The sequence below is a fragment of the Leclercia sp. LSNIH3 genome, from assembly GCF_002935105.1.
GTDB classification, from domain to species: domain Bacteria; phylum Pseudomonadota; class Gammaproteobacteria; order Enterobacterales; family Enterobacteriaceae; genus Enterobacter; species Enterobacter adecarboxylatus.
In genome coordinates, this window is the sequence record NZ_CP026387.1 from 3,280,275 (window position 1) to 3,306,670 (window position 26,396).

Genomic DNA, 26,396 nt, shown 5'->3' on the forward strand with positions numbered 1-26,396 from the left:
TAAAAAAGGGCGTGAATCCGGTACAATTCCGCCCTTATAACCGCATTTTGACTCGTCCATAAAAGAAAACAGACCATGTTTGAAATTAATCCGGTAAAAAACCGCATTCAGGACCTCACGGAGCGCTCCGACGTTCTTAGGGGGTATCTTTGACTACGATGCCAAGAAAGAGCGTCTCGAAGAAGTAAACGCCGAGCTGGAACAGCCGGACGTCTGGAACGAACCTGAACGCGCACAGGCGCTGGGTAAAGAGCGTTCCTCTCTGGAAGCTATCGTCGATACGCTGGATCAGATGGCACAAGGCCTGGATGACGTTTCCGGGCTGCTGGAACTGGCCGTTGAAGCCGACGACGAAGAGACCTTCAACGAAGCCGTAGCAGAACTCGACGGTCTGGAAGAGAAGCTGGCACAGCTGGAATTCCGTCGTATGTTCTCCGGTGAATACGACAGCGCCGACTGCTACCTGGATATTCAGGCAGGTTCCGGCGGTACAGAAGCACAGGACTGGGCCAGCATGCTGACCCGTATGTACCTGCGTTGGGCTGAAGCCCGCGGCTTCAAGACCGAGATCATCGAAGAGTCTGAAGGTGAAGTGGCAGGCCTGAAATCTGTCACCGTCAAAATCATTGGCGATTACGCCTACGGCTGGCTGCGTACGGAAACCGGCGTTCACCGCCTGGTGCGTAAAAGCCCGTTCGACTCCGGCGGTCGCCGTCACACCTCTTTCAGTTCCGCGTTTGTCTACCCGGAAGTGAAGGACGATATCGACATCGAAATCAACCCAGCGGATCTGCGTATCGACGTTTATCGCGCCTCCGGTGCGGGTGGTCAGCACGTTAACCGTACGGAATCCGCGGTGCGTATTACCCACATTCCGACCGGGCTGGTAACACAGTGCCAGAACGACCGTTCCCAGCATAAAAACAAAGACCAGGCCATGAAGCAGATGAAAGCGAAGCTTTATGAACTGGAGATGCAAAAGAAAAATGCTGAGAAGCAGGCGATGGAAGATAACAAATCCGACATCGGCTGGGGCAGCCAGATCCGTTCTTACGTCCTTGATGACTCCCGCATCAAAGACCTGCGTACCGGTGTCGAAACCCGTAACACGCAGGCGGTGCTGGACGGCAGCCTGGACCAATTTATCGAAGCAAGTCTGAAAGCAGGGTTATGAGGAACCAACATGTCTGAACAACAAGCACAGGGCGCTGACGCGGTCGTCGATCTAAACAATGAACTGAAAACCCGCCGCGAGAAGCTGGCTGCACTGCGCGAGCAGGGCGTGCCGTTCCCGAACGATTTTCGTCGCGATCATACCTCAGACCAACTGCACGCTGACTTCGACGCTAAAGAGAACGAAGAGCTGGAAGCGCTGAACATCGAAGTGGCCGTTGCAGGCCGCATGATGACCCGTCGTATCATGGGTAAAGCGTCTTTCATCACCCTGCAGGACGTTGGCGGCCGCATTCAGCTGTACGTCTCCCGCGACGATCTGCCGGAAGGGATCTACAACGAGCAGTTCAAGAAGTGGGACCTGGGCGATATCCTGGGCGCTAAAGGCAAGCTGTTCAAAACCAAGACCGGCGAGCTGTCCATCCACTGCACCGAGCTGCGTCTGCTGACCAAAGCCCTGCGCCCGCTGCCGGACAAGTTCCACGGCCTGCAGGATCAGGAAGCGCGCTATCGTCAGCGTTACCTGGATCTCATCTCTAACGATGAATCCCGCAAGACCTTCAAAATTCGCTCCCAGATTATGGCTGGCATCCGTCAGTTCATGGTGGGCCGCGACTTTATGGAAGTGGAAACCCCAATGATGCAGGTGATCCCGGGCGGTGCGTCTGCGCGTCCATTTATCACCCATCACAACGCCCTGGACCTGGACATGTACCTGCGTATCGCGCCGGAACTGTACCTGAAGCGTCTGGTGGTGGGCGGTTTCGATCGCGTATTCGAGATCAACCGTAACTTCCGTAACGAAGGCATCTCCGTACGTCATAACCCAGAGTTCACCATGATGGAACTCTATATGGCTTACGCGGATTACAAAGATCTGATCGAGCTGACCGAATCCCTGTTCCGTACGCTGGCGCAGGATATTCTGGGTACCACTGAAGTGCCTTACGGCGAAGAAGTCTTCGACTTCGGCAAGCCGTTCGTTAAGCTGACCATGCGCGAAGCGATCAAGAAATACCGTCCTGAAACCGAGATGGCTGACCTGGATAACTTCGACTCTGCGAAAGCGATCGCTGAAAGCATCGGTATCAAGGTTGAGAAGAGCTGGGGTCTGGGCCGTATCGTGACCGAGATCTTCGAAGAAGTGGCGGAAGCGCACCTGATTCAGCCTACCTTCATCACCGAATACCCGGCAGAAGTTTCTCCGCTGGCGCGTCGTAACGACGAGAACCCGGAGATCACTGACCGCTTTGAATTCTTCATCGGTGGCCGCGAAATCGGCAACGGCTTTAGCGAGCTGAACGATGCAGAAGATCAGGCGCAGCGCTTCCAGGATCAGGTTGATGCGAAAGCGGCGGGTGACGACGAAGCCATGTTCTTCGATGAAGACTACGTGACCGCGCTGGAACACGGCCTGCCGCCAACAGCGGGCCTGGGCATTGGTATCGACCGTATGGTGATGCTGTTTACCAACAGCCACACCATCCGTGATGTGATCCTGTTCCCGGCGATGCGTCCGGTTAAGTAAGCCACAGCTACCAGAAAGCCCCGGCGTTAATCGCGTCGGGGCTTTTTTATTGCTTCGCGTCTGCTGCGAAGCGGACCAAACCCTCTTCTGCCGCTCTCGCTTCCATCACCATCCACGGGCTAAAGGCCCACGGAGTGGCTTCCAGCGCGCGTAACAGTGCGTCCAGCTTTACCCACTGATACTCCATCACTTCGTCGCGATTGATGTTTACGTCGTTGACGGCATGTGCCGCGAAGACCGGGCATATTTCGTTTTCAACAATCCCGGAGGGATCGGTTTCGCAGTAGCGGAATGCGGGTGCGATCGGAATAATCCCGGCAATCTCGACGCCCACTTCGTAGCGGCAGCGGCGGATTATGACCTGTTCTGACGTTTCACCCTGTTGCGGATGGCCGCAAACGGAGTTGGTCCAGACACCGGGCCAGGCTTTTTTACTCATGGCGCGACGGGTGACCAGACACTCACCTTTGTCGTTGAAAAGCCAGCAAGAGAAGGCCAGATGTAGTGGGGTGTGAGAGGTGTGTGCAGCGTACTTTTCCTGGGTGCCGATTATCTTTCCCAGGTCGTTGACCAAAATGACGTGTTCGTGTGTGTCCATTGTAACTCCGTGCTGAAATCGTCAGGCGATACTGACTTGTTAGTGTTCCACTAAGTTCAGCGCGGCCTGACCCGGGCGATTATATCGCAATCGGCATTAAACTGTTTGTCGCATAGGGTGCTCTTGGGCATCCGCGGTGGGGCTGCTATGATAGCGCGGCCATTCACGTTGACCGAGGAACTGTTTTGTTTGCAGGAAGCCCGACGAAAAACCCTGTTTCTGCTCCGTTTTGCCTGATCCTGGCCCTGTTGCTGGCGGGATGCGCAGGCAATCAGTCATCGGATTCTGGTGCTGTGTATACCGTTAAACGCGGCGATACGCTGTACCGCATCTCCCGTGCGACTGGCACCAGCGTGAAGGATTTGGCGCGCCTGAACAATATTTCGCCGCCTTACACCATTGAAGTGGGGCAAAAGCTGAAGGTTAACGGCAGCAGCGCCACAGCTAAAAAATCCTCTTCGCGTAGCAAAGGTAAAACCGCCGCAGTCACTCCTTCTTACGTCGTGCCTAAGTCCTCCTGGCCACCCGTCGGACAGCGTTGCTGGGTCTGGCCTGCCAGCGGCAAAGTGGTGATACCGTACTCCACCTCGGAAGGGGGCAACAAAGGGATTGATATCGCGGGCACCCGCGGATCGCCGGTCTACGCCTCCGATGCGGGCAAGGTGGTCTATGTCGGCAACCAGCTGCGCGGCTATGGCAACCTGATCATGATTAAGCATGGCGAGGATTACATCACCGCCTATGCACATAATGACACCCTGCTGGTGAATAACGGACAAAACGTGAAGGCCGGGCAGAAGATCGCCACCATGGGCAGCACCGGCTCCAACACCGTGGCGCTTCATTTCCAGATTCGTTATAAGGCAACCGCCATCGACCCGGTACGCTATTTACCGGCGCCGGGCGGCAAACCGAAGTGCTAAGTGGTTATTTAATCGCCGGTTAGCGCAGGGGAGTCTTGTCAGAAGGGGCGTAAGGTCTATAATGCTTTACGCACCTCAAAGCGGGCGTAGTTCAATGGTAGAACGAGAGCTTCCCAAGCTCTATACGAGGGTTCGATTCCCTTCGCCCGCTCCAGCATCCTTTTTTACGTTCCCTTATTTCCTGCCAATCTACACCAGTAAGATCTGAATCAGCATCCGTACGAAATAGAGCGCACAGGCGATCTGTATTACCCGAAAACCCCATCTGACATAGCGCCATGCCTGGCGTTCCCGGGCATCAGCGTGTGCAATGGCGGGATCCGCAGGCTGCTTTTTGCGTTTTGCTCTAATGATATCCCACGCCCATAAGGCGAGCAGTAAAACAACTAATCCTTTTAAAAATAGCGGGTTATCCATGGTGATTCAGACGCTCCGGGTAGTCTGCTGATAAAAACAGACTACCTGAAAGACACCACCTTAACGTTGATTAATAGCATGATTTCTCAGTCAGAATTCTGCCCCGCTTAAGGCACTGGATCATTCTATTAAATAAATGTTAACTTTTTGATTCTCACAGCCAGCATCATCCCTATTCCCGAAAGCATAATAACGACAGAGGAAATGTCATGGATAACGATCTCCTGCAAGCCGGGTACCGGGCCTATACCGGTGAGAAAATTGATGTCTACTTCAACACCGGTATCTGTCAGCACGCGGGAAACTGCGTGCGCGGCAGCGCCAGACTCTTCAACCTGAAACGTAAGCCGTGGATCATCCCTGATGAAGTGGATGTTGATACGGTCGTGCGTGTGATTGACACCTGCCCAAGCGGCGCACTTAAATACCGCCATAAATAAGCGAGAAAACATGGAAATTCAGGAAGGTCATAACAAGTTTTATGTGAATGATGCCGACGGTAACCAGGTCGCGGAGATCGTTTTTGTTCCCACCGGCGAACACCTCAGCATTATTGAGCACACCGATGTCGATCCCATCCTGAAAGGGCAGGGCGTGGGCAAACAGCTGGTCGCGAAGGTGGTGGAAAAGATGCGTGCAGAAAACCGCAAAATCATCCCCCTGTGCCCGTTCGCGAAACATGAATTTGATAACAACCGCGAGTATGACAGTATCCGCGCTTAACGTTGAACAGCACGCTGCCGCAAACCAGCGTGCTGCCTCCTGGTCAGGCGATAAACATCACCGACACGCATAACACCCCCACGATCAGCGTCAGCACGTTGCCAATAGAGCGGTAAGGTTTCAGGGCCGGAATAAGGAAGGTGGACAGGGTCGGCATGATAAACAGGATCATGGCGATAAGCGGTCCGCTGATGGCATAGATCATCGAGATAGCATTGGGATTAATACAGCACACCGCAAAGGTGATCAGCGAAACCCCCATCACCGACACGGCCCGATTGAAGGCCCGGCTTTTCTTTACGCCAACCTGATTTAACGCTGATTTCACCATCTCCGTTGCCCCCTCAATCACCCCAAAATAGGTGCCGAGAAACGACTTCGACATCGCGATGATGGCCACCACAATGCCGGAGATCCCAAGCCACGAAGGGGAAGAGGGCATCATCGAGAGGGCAGAGAGAATGGTAACCCCTTGCTCTTTAGCGGCCACGATGTAAGACGAAGGGATCGACAGCAGGCAGCTGAAGACAAAGAACAGCACGCTCAGGCAGATAATCAGATACGCCACCTTCATGATGCGGGTACATTTGCCCATTGCGGCGTCGCCATATTTCTCGCGCCGGTCAACGGCAAAGGTCGAAATAATCGGGGTATGGCTGAAGGCGAATACCATTACCGGAATGGAGATCCACACCTGGTGCAAGGTGTGCTGATCAACGCTCATCTGGCTGGTGAGCAGCGAGGGCTGCCAGTTCTGGGTGAGATACAGCGACACCAGCAGGAAGTAGGCGATCAGCGGGAAGACCAGAAAACCCATCACCCGGATGGTGACGTGACGCCCCATCAGAAAGATCAGATTTAACGTCAGCACGACGCCCAGACTGACCAGCACCCGCACGGTCATGTCTACCGGGATATGCTTCGCCAGCTGCTCAGTCAGGGAGTTGGTGATCGCCACGGCATAGATCTGCACCACCACAAAAAAAGCGACAAAGTAGAGCGTGGTGATCAGATTGCCGATCTTTTTCCCGTAGTAGTGCGTCACCGCACCGGTGATCCCTTCGCTGCCTTTCGTTTTCGCTGAGAGGATAAACTGACATAACGCTTTGTGGGGCCAGTAGGTGAATGGATACGCCACAAGGGCGGTGATGAACAGGACGACAGCGCCCGCAGATCCTAACTGGATGGGCAGAAACAGGGTTCCTGCGCCCACGGCTGTGCCGTACAGGGCAAAGCTCCAGAGGGTCTCTTCTTTAGACCAGATTTTCGACATGAGAGAAACGTATCAACTATGAAACCAACAAAAAGGAGACTATTTTACCATAATTACCCGTAGGGGTCGCAGTTGGCGCTGAAGGGAGCGGGCCGGAAAGCATTTCCGGCCGGAGGGATTAAGACGTGGCAGCGTGCTGCTGCTGGCGGCGCTTCATGATGCGATCGCGCAGGGTGTCGTACGCCCAGTTATAGACCATGGTGTACGGCAGGAAGAAGATGAAGAAGCCAATCTCTAAGGTTAACGCCTGCAACAGGCTCACGCCCAGCACCAGCGATACAATACCGACGCCGATAAAAATAAACCCGACTTCGAAGCCAAGGGCGTGCAGGGCACGAACTTTGGCGGTGCGGGTAACGATATGCCGCGGCCACAGTCTGTCAAAACCGGCGTTATAGATGATGTTCCAGATCATCGCCGTCGTGGCGAGAAGAATGGTTAACCCGCCCATCTCGAGCACCGGACGTTGCATCAGCCAGGCGGTGGTGGGGGCCAGGATCGCCGTGGCAATCCCTTCGAATAAGACGGCGTGGAAGATGCGTTCCGGCAGTTTTCTGCGCTGAATATCGTTGTGCTGCATAACCTGATACCTCATTAACCTGCCAGGATGGGCAGAGCCAGGGCGCTATTTTTATCGCTAAAACTGATATATTAAAGTTAGATTCCATCGATAAAGTAGATACATCATGCGCTACTCACCCGAAGCCTTAACGGCATTTGTCGAGACGGTTTCCGCAGGCTCGTTCTCCGCCGCCGCCCGCCGCCTGCGTAAAAGCCAGTCCACCATCAGTACTGCCATCGCCCATCTGGAAGATGACCTCGGCTTTGCGCTGTTCGATCGCAGCGCCCGCCAGCCGGTACTCACCCCCCAGGGCAAGCAGGTGCTGGGCTATGTCCAGTCGATCCTCGCGGCCAGCGCAAGGCTCGATGAACTGGCGGTCTCCCTCAGCGAAGAGACCGAAGCGCGCCTGACCTTTGTTCTCTCGGACACCCTGCACCCGGACGTGCTGGAGGAGATGCTGTTTCGTTTTGACGCGCGATTTCCCCATACCGAGTTCGAATGCCTGATTGGTGAGGAGGAAGATGTTATCGACCTCCTCCAAAAGGGGCGGGCGCATATCGGCCTCACCGAGGCGCGGGAAAGTTATCCCACCGACATTGCCGCTATCCGCCTGCCGATGCAGACCCACATGGCGATCTATACCTCCGCCACGCATCCCCTCGCCGCGCAAAGCCGCATCGAAGCCGACGAGCTGCACGGCTGGCGGGAGCTGCGCCTGAATACCTATCTGGAGCGCGAACCGGTGCTGGCGCAAGGGCCGGTGTGGTCGGCACCCAACTACCTGCTATTGCTCAGCATGGCGGTGCAGGGCTTCGGCTGGTGCGCGCTGCCCTCTGCGCTGGTGGAGGAGTTTGCGCCTGCGAAAACGCTGGTGCAGCTCAACGTGTCGGGCTGGCCGCGTTCGGTGGCGATCGATCTGGTATGGAATAAACGCTCCCCGCCAGGCACGGCGGGAAACTGGCTGCGGCACTATCTGCAGCACAAGGCGGATCCCGTGTGACGAATACGACATTTTCCTGATCGGTAGCAAAATCTAAAAGGTCTACACTGAATGGGGTAAATTAACCGACTGAGAAGAGACATGGCCGCTAACAACCAGATAACGCCCCGGGTGTTGATGCTCTCGTCAAAAGACTGGGTGCCGAATAATCCCCATCTGCCGGTGCTGATTTATAAAGGGGCAGTAACGGATGGCGATTTTGCCAGTCAGTTTGAACAACGGTTTGCCGACAATGGCTGGCCGCCTCAGTGGCGCGATGGGATTTTTGATTATCACCATTACCACTCCACTGCGCATGAAGTCCTGGGGGTTTCCCGCGGCGCGGCGCGCCTGGTCATCGGCGGTCCTGGGGGAGAAGAGGTGGAGGTCGAAGCCGGGGACGCCCTTTTATTGCCTGCGGGAACCGGACACTGCCGCTTATCGGCGACGCTCGATTTTCAGGTAGTGGGCGCTTATCCGCCGGGTATGGAGTTCGATCTGTGTAAGCAGGCGGCGACGCCCGCAGTCCTGTCGCGTATCGTCTCGCTGCCGTTTCCTGAGCAGGATCCGGTGAATGGCAACTCGCTCCCCTTAACCCAGTTCTGGAAAACCCCGCCCTTCAGCCCGTGAAGGGCGGGATAGCATTACTTGCCGGTATAAATATCAAAACTAAAGTATTTGGCAGCAAGCTTTTTGTAGGTTCCGTCGGCCAGGATCGCCGCGATCGCCCCGTTCAGCTCCTGGCGCAGCTGATCATCCTCTTTGCGCAGACCAATGGCTGCCCCGGCACCAAACAGCGCATCGTCCTGGAGCGCGCCGCCAACAAAGGCGAAATCTTTCCCCTGCGGTTTGTTGAGGAAGCTGTATTCCGCCATCACCCCGGAGAGCACCGCGCCGTCAATACGCCCGGATTCGAGGTCGCGTATCACCTGGTCAGCGCCCTGATAGGCCACGACGTTGACACCCTTGCCGCGCCACTGTTCATTAGCATAGGTTTCCTGAGCGGAACCTTGCTCCACGCCGATGGTTTTCCCTTTCAGCTGATCCACGCTGGCGCTGGTAAGGCTGTTTTTACGCGCCACCAGGAAGGCCGGGCCGCTGTAAATTTTATCGCTGAAGGCAATCTGCTCTTTACGTTTCTCAGTGATGTACATCCCAGAGAGGATGGCATCAAATTTACGCGCCTTCAGGGACGGAATAATGCCGTCGAAGTTGCTTTCAACCCAGACGCATTTGGCCTGTAGCTGCTGACAAATGGCATTGCCCAAATCAATATCAAAACCGACCACCTCGCCCTGCGGGTTTTTCGACTCGAAGGGTGCAAAGGTGGGATCTACGCCAAAACGCAGCTCTTTCGTCTCGGCTGCAAAAGCAGACGACGCTGCCAGTAACGCGACCAGCGGTAAAAGGTATTTTTTCATTTCAGATCCCTGTTTTAACGGCAGTAGTTTTCAACCAGACGAGCAAAGAAGGAGGCCCCGGTCGTGATGATCTCATCATTGAAGTCGTAGCCGGGGTTATGCACCATGCAGCCGCCTTTTTCCCCTTTCTCGCCGTTGCCGAGCAGGAAATAGCTGCCCGGACGTTGCTGGAGCATAAAGGCGAAATCTTCACTGCCGTTGGACGGCGAGACGCTGTCGAGTACCGCATCTTCACCAAAAAATTCGACGGCCAGCTGGCGGGCGAAGGCAGTCTGCTCGGCATCGTTCACCAGTACCGGGTAGGAGTCATAGATCTCCACTTCGCTGGTGGCGCCGTAGCTGCGGGCGGTGAAATCGGTAAGCTCCTGAATGCGGCGGATCAGCAGGTCGCGGATCTCCGGCTTCATTGAACGCACCGTCAGTTCCATCACCGCGCTGTCCGGGATCACGTTGGAGGCAATGCCCGCCTGGAAAGTCCCTACGGTCACCACGGCGGTTTCACCCGGCGGCACGTTACGCGCCACAATGCTCTGCAGGGACATGATCAGGGCGGCCCCGGTGACAATCGGATCCACGGTACGTTCCGGGTGTGCGCCATGCCCACCGTACCCTTGCAGGGTAATTTTCACGGTATCGGCAGAGGCCATAAAGTTGCCTTCATAGAAGCCAAACTTACCGGTCGGCAGATAAGGCATATTGTGCAGGGCAAAAATACGATCGCAGGGGAAGCGGTCAAACAGCCCGTCTTTAATCATTAAATCAGCGCCGCCAATTGCTTCTTCGGCAGGCTGAAAAATAAGGTGTACGGTGCCATTAAACTGGCAGGCATCAGAGGCGATATATTTCGCCGCAGCCAGTAAAATCGCCGTGTGGCCGTCGTGACCGCAGGCGTGCATTTTACCCGGCACGGTACTGGCCCAGGGTAAATTGGTGGCTTCGAAGATGGGTAAGGCGTCCATATCGGCGCGCAGGCCAATGGATTTGCTGCCCTGGCCTTTGCTGAGCGAGCCGACAACGCCGGTTTTCCCGATCTCCCGGGTCACCTGATAACCCCAGCCTTCCAGCTGGCGGGCAACCAGATTACTGGTATTAAACTCTTCGAGGCTTAATTCAGGGTTGGCATGTAAATGACGGCGGATGGCGATGATTTCGTCTTCTGATTCTTTTATTTCTGGAATGATACAGTCGGACATTTGTTACTCCAGTGTTAACGCGTGTTTGCATCTCCTAACTTATCGCCGCGCCGTCCCAATGCCAATGAGTTATCTAATAATTACCGTGAAAATCATAATTGGCGTGAATGCATACGGCAGCCCCGGCCCACACCCACGCGATGCTTTGTGATAAAACTCACTATTTTTAAACAATTACATCATTAGTTGATAACAATCCTCTACTATGTGCGGTGTCATTTTGCGCAGAGGTTGAGATGAAAGACGTCGTGATAGTGGGTGCGTTGCGCACAGCAATTGGCTGTTTCCAGGGAGCGCTCTCACGCCACTCGGCGGTAGATCTGGGCAGCGTGGTGGTTCGCGCGCTGGTGGAGCGCAGTGGCGTTGAGGCCCACGAGATCGACGAGGTGATCCTCGGTCAGGTGCTGACCGCCGGAGCCGGGCAAAACCCGGCCCGTCAGGCCGCGCTTAAAGGTGGCTTACCCAACACTGTCTCTGCGATTACCATCAACGACGTGTGTGGCTCCGGGCTGAAGGCGCTGCACCTGGCAACCCAGGCGATCCAGTGCGGTGAAGCGGATGTGGTGATCGCCGGCGGCCAGGAGAATATGAGCCGTGCGCCGCACGTCCTGACCGATAGCCGCACGGGTGCTCAACTGGGCAACAGCCAGCTTATCGACAGCCTGGTGCATGACGGGCTATGGGATGCTTTCAACGATTACCATATGGGCGTCACGGCTGAAAACCTGGCACGAGAATATGGTATCTCCCGTGAAAGGCAGGACGCCTATGCGCTTAGCTCGCAGCAGAAGGCCCGGGCCGCCATCGACGCAGGCCGCTTCCGGGATGAGATTGTCCCGGTTAACGCGCAGAAGCAGAACGGTGAGCCACTGCTGGTCGATACCGATGAACAGCCGCGCACCGACACCAGCGCCGAAGGGCTGGCGTTACTCAATCCTGCCTTTGATATCACCGGTTCGGTCACCGCCGGGAATGCTTCTTCCATCAACGACGGCGCCGCCGCGGTGATGATGATGAGCGAGAGTAAAGCTGAAGCGCTGAACCTGCCGGTGCTGGCGCGCATTAAAGCCTTTGCCAGCGTTGGCGTGGATCCTGCTTTAATGGGAATCGCGCCGGTGCATGCCACGCGTCGCTGTCTGGAGCGGGCAGGGTGGCAGCTGGCGGATGTCGATCTGATCGAAGTGAACGAAGCCTTTGCTGCTCAGGCGCTGTCGGTGGGCAAAATGCTGGAGTGGGATGAGCGCCGGGTCAATGTCAATGGCGGGGCGATTGCGCTGGGACACCCCATCGGCGCGTCAGGCTGCCGTATTCTGGTCTCGCTGGTGCATGAGATGGTGAAACGCGATGCCCGTAAAGGGCTGGCGACGCTGTGTATTGGCGGCGGGCAGGGCGTGGCCTTAGCAATAGAACGATAATATGTTTTGATATATATCAACCCCAATAAGCCTCCCATCGTGGAGGCTTATTTGTTTGTGAGCCGCGTCATATTTTTACCCTTGTAAGTAAATTCTCAAACACCCTCAAAATAATTAATGCATTCGCTGAATCAAAAATAAGATTTTAGTGTGATCCCGATCCGTTAAATTCCGCTTAAAACCCCTCTTTTGTTGATATTGCTCACGCCTGACTTTGCCAAAAAAAATGAAACAAATAATTACGATCGCGATCACTAAAATTACGTATTTAAAAAAATAAAATGCAATTCCATAAAAACGAAACATCATTTTAAACGAGGGTTATTCCATGTTTAAGAAATCTCTGGTCCTTGCTTCACTTATTGGCGCTTCTTTCGCAGCTCAGGCTGTCACCGTGGATCTGCGTCACGAATATATTGATACCGGCACGAACGCAGACCGCGCGTCAGTTTCGCACCGTTTTGAAAATGGTTTTGGTTTTTCAGTAGAAGCAAAATGGAAATCCGGTGGCGATAAGGCTGACCAACCCTTTTCGGATGTGGTCGGTAATGGTCACGAAGATCAGATCAGCTGGCGCTGGAAAGCAACCCCGAATATTGCCTTAACCCCAGGCTTTACGGTTGAAAGTAAAGACAGTTTCACCATTTATAAACCGTATCTGCATGCGCAATATAGCTTTGATAATGGCTTCTACGTCGCCGCGCGTTATCGTTATGACTACACCCGTTATCCGTCAAGTGCCGATAAGGACGACGATAAAGTTAACCGTGGCGATGCATGGGTTGGCTGGGTGATGGGCGACTGGCGTACCGAGCTTAACTACGTATACGCGAAAAGCACCGAAGGCACTATCCGTAATAACAACAAAGATTATTCCCAGGAATATAACGTCAAGCTGGCGTATAAAATCGACAAAAACTGGGCCCCGTATGGTGAAGTGGGCAACATTGGTGTGAAAGAGACCGATGAGCGTCAGACCCGTCTCCGTGTCGGTGTAGCTTATTCCTTCTAATAATAAACAGTATCTCCGGGATTAACCGGCTCGAAAGAGCCGGTTTTTTTATGTCTGCGATTTATTGCTGAAGCCATACACAGATAAAAAAAAGCCCTCCATAAGGAGGGCAAGGCCAGTTACAGGAACACAAACACAAACATTTATTCACGCAACAGTTCAGGTTGCTCAGGAAGCTTCGCAATATAAAGAGCCGGTTTACCGTCTTTATCGGAGCTAAACAGTACCGCTTTATCATCCGGGGTAAAGGATGGATGCGGATGGGTAACCTGGCGGCTGTTCGCCACGGTTGCCCAGGAGGTATCGTGGCGGGCGATACGGAAGTAAGCCTTCTTCGCCACGTCGAATGCATAGAGATAAGGATCGTTGTCGATGGTGTAACCGCTGGTGTCCTTCACATCTACCGGCGTACCGGAACCATCGCCTACCAGGAGGGTGCCGTCAAAGTTACTCATCAGGTGCGAACAGGCCGGCATTTTCATTACCGCGCTGTTTTCGCCAGTGTCCGGGTTGAAGCTATACACGGTACGGCCTTGCTCACCTTTCAGGTAAGAGACATACACCAGCGCCGAGCCGTTCGGTACCCAGAACTCATGGGTGCAGCTTTCACCTTCCGCATGCTCTTTTACCTTGCGCACGTTGCTGCCATCTTCGTTGACCATCCACATACGGGCATCCACCAGATCGTGTGGGCCTTCATGACAGAACGCGACGGTGTTGTCGTCAAACGGACGGTAGATAGGGTGGCCGAGCCAGTTTTTCTCTTCGTGGATCACGCTGCTTTCACCGGTCTGCAGATAGACGCGCAGCAGGCGGCAGTGTGGGCCTTTATGGAAGAAATCATGGAAGATTTGCCAGTCGTTCAGCGGCGTCCAGTCACTTTTCGCAATTTCGATGCCGACCAGTTTAGTGCAGTCTGAGTTGGCAACCCATGTACCGTAGCCGACCCAGTCATCGCTGACGCGATAGACTTCGCGTTCCTCAAAGGTGGTCAGATTGACTTCCCGCAGAGTGCGATCATTCTTAACGTAGTAGAGCGATTTATCATCCGGTGACAGGAAACCGCCAAAAGTGTTATCGCCCGTGCCTTCGGTTAACTGCACCGCTTCGGCCTTTTCCAGATCCAGCAGATAGTAGTTCCAGTGGCCATCGAATTCACCGGCAAACAGCAGATGGCTACCGTCGTTGAAAAAGCATTTTTGATAGAAGTAGTTACGATGACAAGTAACTTCAGGTGGTGTCAGGCGGGTTACTTCCACACCTGTATCCGGGTCGCGACTGACATCATAGTTCAGTTTGACCCGCATGCCTTTTGCCATAATGCGCTCCTTGAATTCGACGGCAGGATTTCCCTGCGGTTCACTCGGTATAATATGAGTTTAAAAACTGGGTGTTAAATTATCAAAACATCGTTTCAGTGTGTGTGACTGGTGGCGCACTTCTGAAGAAAAAGCCCGCAAAATCATCATCCTCTTTATATCTGTTCAGATTTGTATCATATCGGTATCGCTTTTTTTCTTTATTAACCTGTTGTTAAATTTGAAAATTAAAAATGTGCGGTTAAAAAATCGTTTAAACAACGCGATGTCAACTCCCTGACAATCGTGATCGCAACTGCAATTTTGAGATTAACTGACAGAAAAAGTGAAACATCGTTTTAAATGTAATTGAAAACCCATTTCACAGCAGATAATATGTGCCCATCATGAAAACGGAACACCGTTTTGTTAATTATCCAGGCCTTCGGGGCCGATAAATTCTGGAGGTTAATGTGGAAGTCAGACAAAGCATCCACAGCGCGCATGCAAAAACGCTGGATACCCAGGGACTGCGCGATGAGTTTTTAGTCGAGAAAGTGTTTGTCGCGGATGAGTACACCATGGTGTACAGCCACATTGACCGCATCATTGTTGGCGGCATCATGCCGGTGGCAAAAACGGTCTCTGTTGGGGGCGAAGTGGGCAAGCAGCTTGGCGTCAGCTTCTTCCTGGAGCGTCGTGAGCTGGGCGTGATTAACATTGGCGGCCCGGGCACCATCACCGTTGACGGTCAGTGCTATGAGATCGGCCATCGCGATGCCCTGTACGTCGGAAAAGGCGCGCAGGAAGTGGTCTTTGCCAGCGTCGATAGCGGCAAACCGGCGAAGTTCTACTACAACTGCGCCCCGGCACACACCACCTATCCAACCAAAAAAGTGACCCCGGCAGAGGTCTCTCCGGTCATCCTGGGTGACAACCTCACCAGCAACCGTCGCACCATCAACAAATACTTCGTTCCTGATGTGCTGGAAACCTGCCAGCTCAGCATGGGCCTGACCGAGCTGGAGCCGGGCAACCTGTGGAACACCATGCCGTGCCACACCCACGAGCGCCGCATGGAAGTGTACTTCTACTTCAATATGGAAGAGGACGCCTGTGTATTCCACATGATGGGACAGCCGCAGGAAACTCGCCATATCGTCATGCATAACGAGCAGGCGGTGATCTCGCCAAGCTGGTCTATTCACTCTGGCGTGGGTACGCGTGCCTACACCTTCATCTGGGGCATGGTGGGTGAAAACCAGGTCTTCGATGATATGGACCATGTTGCCGTTAAGGATCTGCGCTAGTCGCGGACAGTTAAGCATAAACTTGCCTGTTCGTTCAGGCGCTGAAAGATAAAGGATAAAAAATGATTCTGGATGCATTTTCTCTGCAAGGTAAAGTTGCGGTCGTCACCGGTTGTGATACCGGTCTGGGCCAGGGTATGGCAGTGGGTCTGGCGGAAGCTGGCTGTGATATCGTCGGGATCAACATCGTTGAGCCGCAGGAGACCATTGAGCGTGTGACCGCGCTGGGCCGTCGTTTCCTGAGCCTGACCGCTGACCTGCGTAAAATCGATGCCATCCCTGAGCTGCTGGAGCGTGCGGTAGCTGAGTTCGGTAAAATCGACATTCTGGTTAACAACGCAGGTCTGATCCGTCGTGAAGACGCAATCAACTTCAGCGAGCAGGACTGGGATGACGTCATGAACCTGAACATCAAGAGCGTGTTCTTCATGTCTCAGGCAGCAGCGAAACACTTTATCGCGCAGGGCAACGGCGGCAAAATCATCAACATCGCCTCCATGCTCTCCTTCCAGGGCGGCATCCGTGTGCCTTCTTACACCGCGTCAAAAAGCGGCGTAATGGGCGTTACCCGCCTGCTGGCGAACGAATGGGCGCAGCACAACATCAACGTGAACGCCATCGCACCGGGTTACATGGCGACCAACAACACCCAGCAGCTGCGTGCAGACGAAGAGCGTAGCGCAGCGATCCTCGAGCGTATCCCGGCGGGTCGTTGGGGTCTGCCAAGCGATCTGATGGGGCCGGTTGTGTTCCTGGCTTCCAGCGCATCTGATTACATCAACGGCTACACCGTTGCCGTTGACGGTGGCTGGCTGGCGCGTTAATTCTCGCCCCTGCCAAAAGACCTCTGCCCCCGGGCGGAGGTTTTTTTTGCCCTGAATTAGTCATTGTCCATATCAATAAAAGAGAAAAATCCATAGTCCTTCTACGAAAATGACGTGTATCACATTTTTAATTCATATAAATCATCTTGTTAACTAAAAGTGGTGAATCTTCATCTTTGTTTTAAAGTGTAATGTCCATCACAGATCGCCCTCTGCCAGCCAATAAATCCATATTTTCACGTTATACGACCTGACACTTTTTCAGGGTTTCTCGTAATTTCATTTAACGTCTTACGCTGTTCAGGCAGGAAAATATGACATCTATTAACGACTCTACCTTTATGCCCCGCGCCCTTCGTGATACCCGAAGGATGAACATGTTTGTTTCTGTTTCCGCGGCGGTAGCCGGTTTACTGTTTGGGCTGGACATCGGCGTTATTGCCGGTGCGTTACCTTTTATCACCGATCACTTTACGCTGAGTAATCGCCTGCAGGAGTGGGTGGTGAGCAGCATGATGCTGGGCGCAGCAGTGGGTGCCTTGTTCAATGGCTGGCTCTCGTTCCGTCTCGGCCGAAAATACAGCCTGATGGTGGGTGCCATTCTGTTTGTGGCGGGTTCATTAGGCTCCGCGTTTGCCACAGGGGTTGAAGCTTTACTGCTTTCTCGCGTGCTGCTGGGCGTGGCCGTGGGGATTGCGTCCTACACCGCGCCGCTTTATCTCTCGGAAATGGCGAGCGAAAACGTGCGCGGAAAAATGATCAGCATGTACCAGCTGATGGTGACGCTGGGTATCGTGCTGGCCTTTCTGTCTGATACCTATTTCAGCTACAGCGGCAACTGGCGTGCAATGCTGGGTGTACTGGCATTACCGGCGGTACTGCTGATTGTGCTGGTGATCTTTTTGCCCAACAGCCCACGCTGGCTGGCGCAGAAAGGGCGTCACGTCGAGGCGGAAGAAGTGCTGCGGATGCTGCGCGATACCTCTGAAAAAGCGCGTGAAGAGCTGAATGAGATCCGTGAAAGCCTCAAGCTGAAACAGGGGGGCTGGTCCTTATTCAAAATAAACCGCAACGTCCGTCGCGCGGTATTTCTCGGCATGCTGTTGCAGGCGATGCAGCAGTTTACCGGCATGAACATCATCATGTATTACGCCCCCCGTATTTTCAAAATGGCCGGGTTCACAACGACCGAACAACAGATGATCGCCACGCTGGTGGTTGGGCTGACATTTATGTTTGCCACCTTCATTGCGGTCTTTACCGTCGATAAAGCAGGCCGTAAACCAGCCCTCAAGATTGGTTTTAGCGTAATGGCGCTGGGGACGCTGATCCTCGGCTATTGCCTGATGCAGTTTGATAACGGTACGGCGTCCAGCAGCTTATCCTGGCTGTCTGTGGGAATGACCATGATGTGCATTGCGGGTTACGCGATGAGTGCGGCCCCGGTAGTGTGGATCCTGTGCTCTGAAATTCAGCCCCTGAAATGCCGCGACTTCGGGATCACCTGTTCCACCACCACCAACTGGGTGTCGAACATGATCATTGGGGCCACCTTCCTGACCTTGCTGGATTCTATCGGTGCTGCGGGAACTTTCTGGCTCTATACGGTGCTGAACGTGGCATTTGTTGGCATCACCTTCTGGCTGATTCCAGAAACCAAAGGTGTCACCCTGGAGCACATCGAGCGCAAGCTGATGGCCGGGGAGAAGTTAAGAAACATTGGCGTGTAAGGATAATGCCCGGCGGCGCGCCGCTCGCCGGGCCTGGAGGGTCAAAAGCCTTTATTCGTAGGCCGGGAGGGCGTAGCCGCCACCCGGCTTTTTTTACACCTGCGCGAGATACAGGGCTGGCATCCCTTCTTCGTCGGAGGTATACAGCACCCACTTATTATCCGGTGAAAACGATGGATGCGGATGCGTCACCTGGCGATCGCCATCCAGCACTTTCCAGCTGGTATTGTGCTGGCAGATGGCTTTTTGCGTCCCGTTTTTAATGTCGAACACCCAGATAAAGGGATCGTTGAGGCTAATATCGCCGGTATTGTGCGGGGCACCATCGCCCACAATCAGCGAGCCGTCGTGGTTGCTCATCAGGTGGGAACAGGGTGGGATCGCCATCAGCTGGCGGTTTTCCAGCGTCGCGGGATCGGCGCTGAACAGATAGCGCTGCGGATCGTTCTCTTTGTGCGCCACGTAATAGAGCGCCGAGCCATCTGGCACCCAGAATTCGTGGGTAAAACTCTCGCCCGCGTCATGCTGGCGCACCTTGCGCAGGTTGCTGCCGTCCTGATTAATCAGCCACATGCGTGCATCGATCGCATCGCGCGGGCCTTCATGGCAAAACGCCACGGTATTGTCGTCGAATGGCCGGTAAATCGGATGCCCGAGCCAGCGTTTTTCCTGCAAAATCACCTGCCGTTCGCCGGTGTGCAGATCGATGTTGATCAGGCGGCATTCCGGGTTAGTAAAGTAAAACGCGCGGAACTTGCTCCAGTCGGTGAGCGGCTGCCAGTCGCTTTTCTTGATTTCGATACCCACCAGCTTCGTGCAGTCCGAGTTAGCCACCCAGGTACCGTAGGCCACCCACTCCTCATCGACCTCATACACCACATACTCTTCCAGGCTATGGAGATCCACGCGGCGCAGTTCGCGGCTGTTTTTCACGTACCAAAGGGACTGGTCATCCTCAGAGAGAAAACCGCCAAAGGTGTTATCCCCGGCGCCGTCGGTCAGTTGGGTTGCCTGCTGTTGGCCGATATCTAACAGATAGTAGTTCCAGTGCCCCTCAAAGGCGCCACCAAAAAGGATCTTGCTACCCTCGCGGGTAAAGCATTTCTGATAGAAGTAATTACGATGACAAATAATGTGTGGGGGCGTCATGCGTATCACGGTGTGGCCGGTCTGGCTGTCCTGACGGGTACGGAAGTTCAGGGGGATGATTTTTCCTTTCATTGTATGTTCCTTCAGATAAAAAAATACCCCACCGCAGAACGGTAGGGTATTGATAACCTAAGCTAATTAGCGCATTGCGCGTTTCAGGATACGTTCAGCCTGACGCTGGAAGTCAGCGGCAGTCTCTTCCACGGTTTTCTGGCCGTAGTCGATGTACTGCAGGGAGGTGCCGAACTGAGCCACGATCTGCGGATCGTCAAAGTATGGCGATACGGAGAGTTTGGCAGGCAGGGACTGCGCCAGACGCAGGCCGGAAACCGCCGGATCGTCCTCTTTGATGGTGCCGTTTTCGGTCAGGTATTTCACCGCCACTTTACTCAGCGGCACGCCACGCTCCAGACCCAGCGTCTCAACGCCTTCTTTGCTGTTCAGCAGGAAGTTGATGACTTTCGCTGCCGCTTCCGGGTTCTTGGTGGATTTACCGATAGAGAGCATCTGGGCTGGTTTGAAGAACAGACCGGCATCCGTTGCACCCGGCAGCATTGGGTAGCTACCCAGCTCCAGCTTCGCAGGTGGCTTCAGGTTGTCGGAGTATTTCTTGATGGTGGAGTTCCACATGTAGGTTCCGCCCCATTCACCCTCGATCCACGGCTTCATCTCGTACATGTTGCTCTTACCGAACGACGCATAGTACTTGGTGTCCGGCATTACGTGGCTATCCACCAGATTTTTATAGGTCTGGAAGAACTCAACCCACTGCTCTTTGCTGTAGGAGAATTTCTTCGTTTTCTCGTCTACCGCCGGGATGTTGTACTTCTGGATCATGTAGGAGTTCAGCAGCGCCAGGGTATCCTGGTGCTCCAGGACCACCGGATAATACTGTTTGCCCAGTTTGCTCTCGAAGGCTTTACCGGCCGCTTTCAGCTCATCCCAGGTTTTCGGGTATTCAACGCCCGCTTTTTTCCAGGCTTCATCATTGAAGTAGAACACGCGCGCGGTCACGGAGATCGGGATCCCGTTCAGCTTGCCGTTCACGGTGGTGGACTGCAGCTCTTTCGGATCGAACTGCGTCAGATCGATCACGTCCTTCATTTTGTTCAGGTCGTAGAAGCCGTCGCCGGTTTTGGAGAAGATCGGCAGCCAGTTCCAGTTGGTCTGCATCACGTCCGGCTCGGTGCCGCCCGCAATCTGCGTGGTCAGGCGTGACAGGTGACCGTCCCAGCCGGTGTATTCCGCCTTAACGTTAATATCCGGGTTCTGTTTGTGGAACTCTTCCAGAGCCTTCAGTGTGACCTGGTGACGGCCATTGCCGCCCCACCAGGACATACGCAAATCTGTGCTATCCGCAGCAAAAGTGGGTAGGGCACTCATTCCAAAAGTAGCGGAGATAACGGCGCTTAAAAGCACTTTTTTCATTTTTATAACTCCATTAGAGAGAGATGTTCTGTTCAGTTTTCGCGTCAAAAATATGACACTTATTCATATCAAACTTAAAGTACACCTGACGGTGAAGGCCCTTGTTGATCATAGGTTTAGCTTCATCGGAAGGAATTCGGGCAGTCAGTTCATACTCGCCAACTTTCAGGTAAACGAAGAATTCATGTCCCATGTTTTCGGCGCGAACCATCTCGCCGCTGCAGCAGCCCTGCGCGAAAGGCTCATCAGAGATCGAGACGAAGTCAGGACGAATACCGTAGAAAATATCCTGATTGACGTAGCTGGCGACTTTCTCTTTCAGCTCCGGGCTTAACGGCATGGTCTGGTTGCCGATGGTCAGGGAGAGCTGGCCATCCTGTTCCACCAGCTTGCTGGCGCGGATGTTCATCTCCGGCGAGCCGATAAAGCCAGCAACGAACATGTTTTTCGGTTTGTGGTACAGGTTATCCGGGGTATCCACCTGCATGATGTGGCCGAGCTTCATCACGCAGATGCGGTCGCCCATGGTCATCGCTTCGGTCTGATCGTGCGTCACGTAGACCGTGGTTGCCGGTTTGCCGGAGGCCTTCAGCTGCTTGTGCAGGTCAGAGATACGGATACGCATCGAAGCACGCAGTTTGGCATCGAGGTTAGACAGCGGTTCATCGAACAGGAACACGTCCGGCTTTTTCACGATCGCACGGCCTACGGCCACACGCTGGGCCTGACCACCGGAGAGCTGGCGCGGCAGACGGTCCAGCAGCTCATCCAGTTCCAGGATCTTGGCCGCTTCGTTAACCTGAGCCTCAATCTGCGCTTTCGGCAGCTTGCTCAGCTTCAGGCCAAAGGCCAGGTTTTCACGCACGGTCATGTGTGGGTAGAGCGCATAGTTCTGGAATACCATCGCAATCCCACGCTCTTTCGGCGCGAGGTTATTGACGATCTTGTCGCCGATACGCACTTCGCCGCCGCTGATGGTCTCAAGGCCGGCCAGCATACGCAGGGTGGTGGACTTCGCGCAGCCGGATGGGCCGACGATCACCATGAACTCACCTTCAGCGATTTTCAGGTCGATAGCATGTACCGCTTTGAAGCCGTTGGAGTAAACCTTTTCCAGTTTGTTGAAAATAACTTCAGCCATGATATTTCCCTCTTAACCTTTAATTCCGCTGCTGGTTACGCCCTGTACGAAGTAGCGCTGTGCCAGGAAGAAGACAATGATGGATGGCAGAATGGAGATGCTCGCCATTGCCAGAATTTCGTTCCACGGCGCACCTTCGGTGACGTCGATGGACATTTTCAGAGCCAGTGCAATCGGGTATTTATCCACGCTGTAGACGTAAATCAGCGGCCCGATAAAGTCGTTCATTGACCACATAAACTGGAACAGTGCGACAGAGATGATGGCCGGTTTCAGGATCGGCACTACCACGTACCACAGCACCTGGATGGAGTTACAGCCGTCGATCTGTGCGGCTTCTTCCATGTCACGCGGTACGCCGCGCAGGAACTGGATCAGCATGAAGACGAAGAACCCTTGCGTGGCGAAGGCCAGCGGCAGGTACAGCGGCATGTAGCTGTTCAGCATGCCCATTTCACGGAACATCAGATACTGAGGGATCAGCAGCACGGTGCTTGGCAGCAACATGGTGGTGATGAGCGTCGCGAACCAGAATTTCTTCCACGGGATCTCGAAGCGGGCAAAGCCGTACGCCACGATGGTGGAGGAGATAATGGTCAGGATCACTTTCGGGATCACATACTTAAAGGTGTTCAGCATGTAATGACCGAAGTTGTACTCGGTCCCGGTCTTCCAGCCATTGATAAAGCCGTCCCAGGTGGCATGGGCTGGCCACAGGCTCAGGGTGGTGAAGATCTCGTGGTTCGGTTTGAACGACGCCGAGAACATCCACACCAGCGGATAGAGCATCAGCAGGCCGACAAACAGCAGGATCACATAGCGAATGCTGGCGCTTATTTTTTCACGACGCAGCGTCCGGGCCACTTCACGTTCTGCGATGCTTCTCGCCGTGGAGAGTTGTTGAATATCAGCCATTTTTGCCTCCCTTATCGGCGGAGTAGAACACCCAGTATTTCGAAGACTTAAAGGCGATAGCGGCGAAGACAGCAACTACCAGGAACAGGACCCAGGCCAGCGCAGCGCCGTAACCCATGTCAAAGTACTTGAATGCGGTGTCGTAGATGTACAGTGAGAACAGGTAGGTGGAGTAGGTTGGTCCACCGCCGGTAATAACATACGGCCCGGTAAATTCCTGGAACGCCTGAGTGGTCTGCATGATGAAGTTGAAGAAGATCACCGGGGTAATCAGCGGCACGGTGACTTTCATGAACATCTGCCATTTGGATGCGCCATCGATCATCGCGGCTTCATACTGCGACTGCGGAACGTTCTGCAGGGCGGCGAGGAAGATCACCATCGCGGAGCCGAACTGCCAGACACGCAGCAGCGTCACGGACATCAGCGCCAAAGAGGGTTCGCCAAGCCAGTTCACTGCGTCAAAACCGAACACGCCAATAAAGCTGTTGAGCAGGCCATCAATGGCAAAGAGGGCGCGCCACAGCACGGCAATGGCGACGGAGCTGCCGAGGATCGACGGAATATAATACGCCGTACGGAAGAAGCCGATGCCGCGCAGTTTAAAGTTCAGAACAAACGCAATTCCCAGCGCAAAGGCCAGTTTCAATGGGATGGTTAAAAAGACGTAGGCAAAGGTCACGCCCATGGATTTCCAGAAGAGGGTATCTTCCGTAAACATGTAGCGATAGTTTTCAATGCCGTTAAATACCGGCGGGCTCATCAAATCGTACTCAGTAAAACTGAGGAAGAACGATGAAACGAAGGGGAAGGCGGTGAAGAGTATCAGCCCAATTATGTAGGGTGATATCCACGCCAGCCCCAGCATCTTGTTTTCATTCATACATACCTACCTGGTAATTAATGGTTTAAAACGGAATCTGTGCGGTGAGCCATTTTTAAAACATATGAACCGGTGTTTTCAATTTGTAAAACATCGTTTTAATTTATTTTATTGCGATTTAAATCCACGTCATTCGATAAATAGTGGAAATGTGATCGCGGTCGAAACAGCGTTTCAATAAGGTGAGATGGGTGGCATTTTTATCGGCTTGCGAAGAAAGGCGATGAGAAAAAACCAGTTAAACAGGGACTTTACGCCCGTATTCTGGAAACTATCGGCGGCAGTTACAAACTACTAACATTTGTAGCAAGCGGGGGGCTACAAATAAGGTAGCGAGGATATAATTTACTTGTTGAATGATTGGGGCATAAGGCGCGGACCAAAAAAGCGATGCCGAAGCATCGCCTTTTCATTATTTCAGGAAGTCTTCACGAACCGGGGTAAAGGTATCCAGCAGAGTGCCCGGCTTCAGGCAAACGCAGCCGTGCATGACATGGGGCTCTTTATATAGCGTGTCTCCGGCAGTGACGACATGTTTCTCTTCACCAATGGTAAATTCGAATTCACCGGATAATACGTAGGTCAGCTGCTCGTGCGGGTGGTTATGCATCGGGCCAACGGCACCCTCTTCGAAATTGACTTCCACCGCCATCATTTTGCCGTCATGGGCCAGAATGCGACGTGAAACGCCATTACCCAAATCCTGAAGCGTGGTCTCTTTGTGGAAAATAAACATGCTCATATCCTGTTATATAGTGAAACACCGTTTCATTTAATTTATCCCAGTGCCGGGTAAAAGGAAATGTGAAACCAGAGAACTGGAAACTCGATCACAAGTTTGCTTCACTGGGTAAAACCGGAAAGGAGAGCGCGATGAAAACGATTGGCCTGTTGGGAGGAATGAGTTGGGAATCCACCATTCCGTATTACCGTCTGATTAACGAGGGGGTGAAGCAGCGCCTGGGGGGATTACACTCGGCCAGCCTGCTGCTGCACAGCGTCGATTTTCATGAGATAGAAGCCTGCCAGTCCAGCGGTGACTGGGAGAAGGCTGCCGCGATCCTGGCGGAGGCGGCGCTGGGTTTGCAGGGAGCAGGGGCGGAGGCCATTCTGCTTTGTACCAATACCATGCACAAAGTCGCCGGGCAGATTGAAGCGCGCTGCTCGCTGCCGTTCCTGCATATCGCCGATGCCACCGGGCGGGCCATTACCGCAGCGGGCATGAACCGTGTGGCGCTGCTCGGCACCCGCTACACCATGGAACAGGATTTCTACCGCGGGAGGCTGACGGACCAGTACGGCATCGAGAGCCTGATCCCGGACGAGGCAGATCGGGCGCGTATCAATCAGATTATCTTTGAGGAGCTGTGCCTCGGCACCTTCAGCGACGCATCACGGCACTACTACCTGAGCGTTATCCAGAAGCTTGCCGATCGCGGGGCGCAGGGGGTGATCTTTGGCTGCACCGAGATCGGCCTGCTGATCCCGGCGGATGAAAGCCCGATCCCGGTGTTCGATACCGCTGCGATCCACGCCGCCGATGCGGTGACGTTTATGCTTTCGTAGCGGGCGAAGTTAAAAGCCGCTCCAGCGGGTCAATAAGGGTGCTCAAGCCCTGTTGCAAATGGGCGCTAAAGGCATCCACCAGCGCCGAGGCCGGGCGGTGCAGGGGGCGGATCAGGCTCACCGTAAAGGGCACCGAAATACTGAACCGGCGGATCGCAATTCCGCTGTCGGCATAATCCAGCGCCGTCAGCGGATTCACCACTGATATCCCCACTCCCGCCCGCACCATCGCACAGATCGAGGCGGCGCTGTGCGTCTCCACCACCATGCGTCGTTTCACCTGATGTTCGGCAAACAGGGTATCCAGCAACTGCCGGTAACTGTCGGTGCGCGACAGGCTGATGTAGTTCTCGCCCTGAAAGTCTGCCGGCGTCAGCACCGTTCTGGCGGCAAGCGGATGCCCGGCGGGCAAAACGCACACTTCATCTAATGACAGCAGTTCGTGACGCGCGGTACCCGCCGGGGTCGCGAGGGTTTCGGTCAGGCCCAGATCGTGGCGCTGGGCCGAGAGCCACTCCTCCAGCAGGGGCGACTCCTGCGGGACGATAGTCAGATTCACGTCCGGGTAGCGGGCGAGAAACGGCTGCAGCAGGGCAGGCAAAAACGACTGGGAGAAGACCGGCAGGCAGACGACAGACAGCTCGCCCTGGCGAAATTCTCGCAGACTGTCGGCGGCACTGACGATGCGATCCAGCCCGTACCAGGAGCGCTGCACCTCTTCAAACAGCCGTAACCCCTGCACGGTGGGGTGCAGCCGCCCGCGCGTGCGCTCAAACAGCGTTAGGCCGATCACCTTCTCGAAGCGCGCCAGCTCGCGGCTCACCGTCGGCTGCGAGGTGTGCAGCAGGCGCGCGGCTTCGGTCAGGTTTCCGGCGGTCATCACGGCGTGGAAAATTTCAATATGGCGTAAGTTTACTGCGGGCATGGAAGGCGAC

26 protein-coding genes and 1 tRNA gene are annotated in these 26,396 nt (G+C 54.2%); 14 read left to right on the forward strand and 13 right to left on the reverse strand.

Features of this window, described 5'->3' with window-relative positions:
- The first annotated feature begins 75 nt into the window (after positions 1-75).
- Together prfB and lysS are read left to right on the forward strand one after the other, a co-directional pair.
- Positions 76-1,174, forward strand: a protein-coding gene (gene prfB / locus C3F35_RS15985; protein ID WP_103792602.1) for a peptide chain release factor 2 whose coding sequence is annotated in 2 segments (ribosomal slippage) — positions 76-150 and positions 152-1,174 — 1,098 coding nt in all. Because the reading frame shifts where the segments join, the coding sequence is not laid out codon by codon here.
- A gap of 9 nt (positions 1,175-1,183) precedes the next feature.
- Positions 1,184-2,701 carry a lysine--tRNA ligase gene (gene lysS, locus C3F35_RS15990; RefSeq protein WP_032613846.1) on the forward strand — a complete coding sequence of 506 codons (1,518 nt, stop codon included), beginning with the start codon at positions 1,184-1,186 and terminating at the stop codon, positions 2,699-2,701.
- Between the two features lie 46 nt (positions 2,702-2,747).
- Here lysS and idi read toward each other — a convergent pair whose 3' ends face one another.
- On the reverse strand, positions 2,748-3,299 hold the full coding sequence (idi, locus tag C3F35_RS15995; protein WP_103792601.1) for an isopentenyl-diphosphate Delta-isomerase: 552 nt from the start codon (positions 3,297-3,299) through the stop codon (positions 2,748-2,750).
- 161 nt (positions 3,300-3,460) lie between these two features.
- On the opposite strand from idi, the gene actS reads away from it, so the two are divergent.
- The 4 genes from actS (at position 3,461) to C3F35_RS16020 (ending at position 5,362) form a co-directional block, all read left to right on the forward strand.
- A complete protein-coding gene (gene actS, locus C3F35_RS16000; protein WP_442786136.1) occupies positions 3,461-4,222 on the forward strand; it encodes an amidase activator ActS in 762 nt (253 codons plus the stop codon).
- A gap of 80 nt (positions 4,223-4,302) precedes the next feature.
- Positions 4,303-4,376 (forward strand) — tRNA-Gly (locus C3F35_RS16005).
- 472 nt (positions 4,377-4,848) lie between these two features.
- A complete protein-coding gene (gene yjdI / locus C3F35_RS16015) occupies positions 4,849-5,079 on the forward strand; it encodes a 4Fe-4S mono-cluster protein YjdI (RefSeq protein ID WP_103792598.1) in 231 nt (76 codons plus the stop codon).
- A 10-nt stretch (positions 5,080-5,089) separates the two neighbouring features.
- Complete coding sequence (locus tag C3F35_RS16020; protein ID WP_103792597.1) at positions 5,090-5,362, forward strand: GNAT family N-acetyltransferase; 273 nt, start codon at positions 5,090-5,092, stop codon at positions 5,360-5,362.
- 43 nt (positions 5,363-5,405) lie between these two features.
- On the opposite strand, the gene C3F35_RS16025 is transcribed toward C3F35_RS16020, so the two are convergent.
- Positions 5,406-6,635 carry an amino acid permease gene (locus C3F35_RS16025; RefSeq protein WP_103792596.1) on the reverse strand — a complete coding sequence of 410 codons (1,230 nt, stop codon included), beginning with the start codon at positions 6,633-6,635 and terminating at the stop codon, positions 5,406-5,408.
- Between the two features lie 118 nt (positions 6,636-6,753).
- Positions 6,754-7,215 (reverse strand): multidrug/biocide efflux PACE transporter, encoded by a 462-nt coding sequence (locus C3F35_RS16030; RefSeq protein ID WP_059307252.1) that lies wholly within the window; start codon positions 7,213-7,215, stop codon positions 6,754-6,756.
- Between the two features lie 106 nt (positions 7,216-7,321).
- Here C3F35_RS16030 and C3F35_RS16035 point away from each other — a divergent pair, with 106 nt between their 5' ends.
- A complete protein-coding gene (locus C3F35_RS16035) occupies positions 7,322-8,197 on the forward strand; it encodes a LysR family transcriptional regulator (protein ID WP_032613829.1) in 876 nt (291 codons plus the stop codon).
- Positions 8,198-8,278: 81 nt separating this feature from the next.
- Positions 8,279-8,806, forward strand: coding sequence for a cupin domain-containing protein (locus C3F35_RS16040; RefSeq protein WP_146054043.1), 528 nt, complete (start codon positions 8,279-8,281; stop codon positions 8,804-8,806).
- 14 nt (positions 8,807-8,820) lie between these two features.
- Here C3F35_RS16040 and C3F35_RS16045 read toward each other — a convergent pair whose 3' ends face one another.
- Both C3F35_RS16045 and C3F35_RS16050 read right to left on the reverse strand, forming a co-directional pair.
- Positions 8,821-9,597, reverse strand: coding sequence for an ABC transporter substrate-binding protein (locus C3F35_RS16045; protein WP_032613826.1), 777 nt, complete (start codon positions 9,595-9,597; stop codon positions 8,821-8,823).
- A 14-nt stretch (positions 9,598-9,611) separates the two neighbouring features.
- The gene (locus C3F35_RS16050; RefSeq protein ID WP_032613824.1) at positions 9,612-10,790 is read right to left on the reverse strand and encodes a M20 aminoacylase family protein; all 1,179 of its coding nucleotides are present in this window, start codon (positions 10,788-10,790) and stop codon (positions 9,612-9,614) included.
- A gap of 236 nt (positions 10,791-11,026) precedes the next feature.
- Between C3F35_RS16050 and C3F35_RS16055 the strand changes: the two genes are divergently transcribed.
- Positions 11,027-12,205, forward strand: coding sequence for an acetyl-CoA C-acetyltransferase (locus C3F35_RS16055; protein ID WP_032613822.1), 1,179 nt, complete (start codon positions 11,027-11,029; stop codon positions 12,203-12,205).
- Between the two features lie 328 nt (positions 12,206-12,533).
- Positions 12,534-13,217: a porin gene (locus C3F35_RS16065; RefSeq protein ID WP_059307255.1), complete on the forward strand. Its 684-nt coding sequence runs from the start codon at positions 12,534-12,536 to the stop codon at positions 13,215-13,217.
- 143 nt (positions 13,218-13,360) lie between these two features.
- On the opposite strand, the gene C3F35_RS16070 is transcribed toward C3F35_RS16065, so the two are convergent.
- Positions 13,361-14,536: an oligogalacturonate lyase family protein gene (locus C3F35_RS16070; RefSeq protein WP_103792594.1), complete on the reverse strand. Its 1,176-nt coding sequence runs from the start codon at positions 14,534-14,536 to the stop codon at positions 13,361-13,363.
- Between the two features lie 452 nt (positions 14,537-14,988).
- On the opposite strand from C3F35_RS16070, the gene kduI reads away from it, so the two are divergent.
- From kduI to araE, 3 genes are all read left to right on the forward strand, one after another.
- Positions 14,989-15,825 carry a 5-dehydro-4-deoxy-D-glucuronate isomerase gene (gene kduI / locus C3F35_RS16075; RefSeq protein ID WP_103792593.1) on the forward strand — a complete coding sequence of 279 codons (837 nt, stop codon included), beginning with the start codon at positions 14,989-14,991 and terminating at the stop codon, positions 15,823-15,825.
- Between the two features lie 62 nt (positions 15,826-15,887).
- The gene (gene kduD / locus C3F35_RS16080) at positions 15,888-16,649 is read left to right on the forward strand and encodes a 2-dehydro-3-deoxy-D-gluconate 5-dehydrogenase KduD (protein WP_103792592.1); all 762 of its coding nucleotides are present in this window, start codon (positions 15,888-15,890) and stop codon (positions 16,647-16,649) included.
- A 296-nt stretch (positions 16,650-16,945) separates the two neighbouring features.
- Positions 16,946-18,379 carry an arabinose-proton symporter AraE gene (gene araE, locus C3F35_RS16085; RefSeq protein WP_223263958.1) on the forward strand — a complete coding sequence of 478 codons (1,434 nt, stop codon included), beginning with the start codon at positions 16,946-16,948 and terminating at the stop codon, positions 18,377-18,379.
- Positions 18,380-18,472: 93 nt separating this feature from the next.
- Here araE and C3F35_RS16090 read toward each other — a convergent pair whose 3' ends face one another.
- The 6 genes from C3F35_RS16090 to C3F35_RS16115 form a co-directional block, all read right to left on the reverse strand.
- A complete protein-coding gene (locus tag C3F35_RS16090) occupies positions 18,473-19,600 on the reverse strand; it encodes an oligogalacturonate lyase family protein (protein ID WP_103792591.1) in 1,128 nt (375 codons plus the stop codon).
- A 66-nt stretch (positions 19,601-19,666) separates the two neighbouring features.
- Positions 19,667-20,956 (reverse strand): ABC transporter substrate-binding protein, encoded by a 1,290-nt coding sequence (locus tag C3F35_RS16095; protein ID WP_032613804.1) that lies wholly within the window; start codon positions 20,954-20,956, stop codon positions 19,667-19,669.
- Positions 20,957-20,969: 13 nt separating this feature from the next.
- Positions 20,970-22,097 carry an ABC transporter ATP-binding protein gene (locus C3F35_RS16100; RefSeq protein WP_032613802.1) on the reverse strand — a complete coding sequence of 376 codons (1,128 nt, stop codon included), beginning with the start codon at positions 22,095-22,097 and terminating at the stop codon, positions 20,970-20,972.
- 12 nt (positions 22,098-22,109) lie between these two features.
- Positions 22,110-23,012 carry a carbohydrate ABC transporter permease gene (locus tag C3F35_RS16105; protein ID WP_032613800.1) on the reverse strand — a complete coding sequence of 301 codons (903 nt, stop codon included), beginning with the start codon at positions 23,010-23,012 and terminating at the stop codon, positions 22,110-22,112.
- Positions 23,005-23,895 carry a carbohydrate ABC transporter permease gene (locus C3F35_RS16110; RefSeq protein WP_032613798.1) on the reverse strand — a complete coding sequence of 297 codons (891 nt, stop codon included), beginning with the start codon at positions 23,893-23,895 and terminating at the stop codon, positions 23,005-23,007. The genes C3F35_RS16105 and C3F35_RS16110 overlap by 8 nt, the downstream gene beginning before the upstream one ends.
- 412 nt (positions 23,896-24,307) lie before the next feature.
- A complete protein-coding gene (locus tag C3F35_RS16115; protein ID WP_032613796.1) occupies positions 24,308-24,631 on the reverse strand; it encodes a cupin domain-containing protein in 324 nt (107 codons plus the stop codon).
- A 137-nt stretch (positions 24,632-24,768) separates the two neighbouring features.
- Between C3F35_RS16115 and C3F35_RS16120 the strand changes: the two genes are divergently transcribed.
- Positions 24,769-25,461 carry an aspartate/glutamate racemase gene (locus tag C3F35_RS16120; RefSeq protein WP_103792632.1) on the forward strand — a complete coding sequence of 231 codons (693 nt, stop codon included), beginning with the start codon at positions 24,769-24,771 and terminating at the stop codon, positions 25,459-25,461.
- Here C3F35_RS16120 and C3F35_RS16125 read toward each other — a convergent pair.
- On the reverse strand, positions 25,448-26,386 hold the full coding sequence (locus tag C3F35_RS16125; protein ID WP_103792590.1) for a LysR family transcriptional regulator: 939 nt from the start codon (positions 26,384-26,386) through the stop codon (positions 25,448-25,450). The genes C3F35_RS16120 and C3F35_RS16125 overlap by 14 nt on opposite strands.
- Positions 26,387-26,396 lie beyond the last annotated feature (10 nt).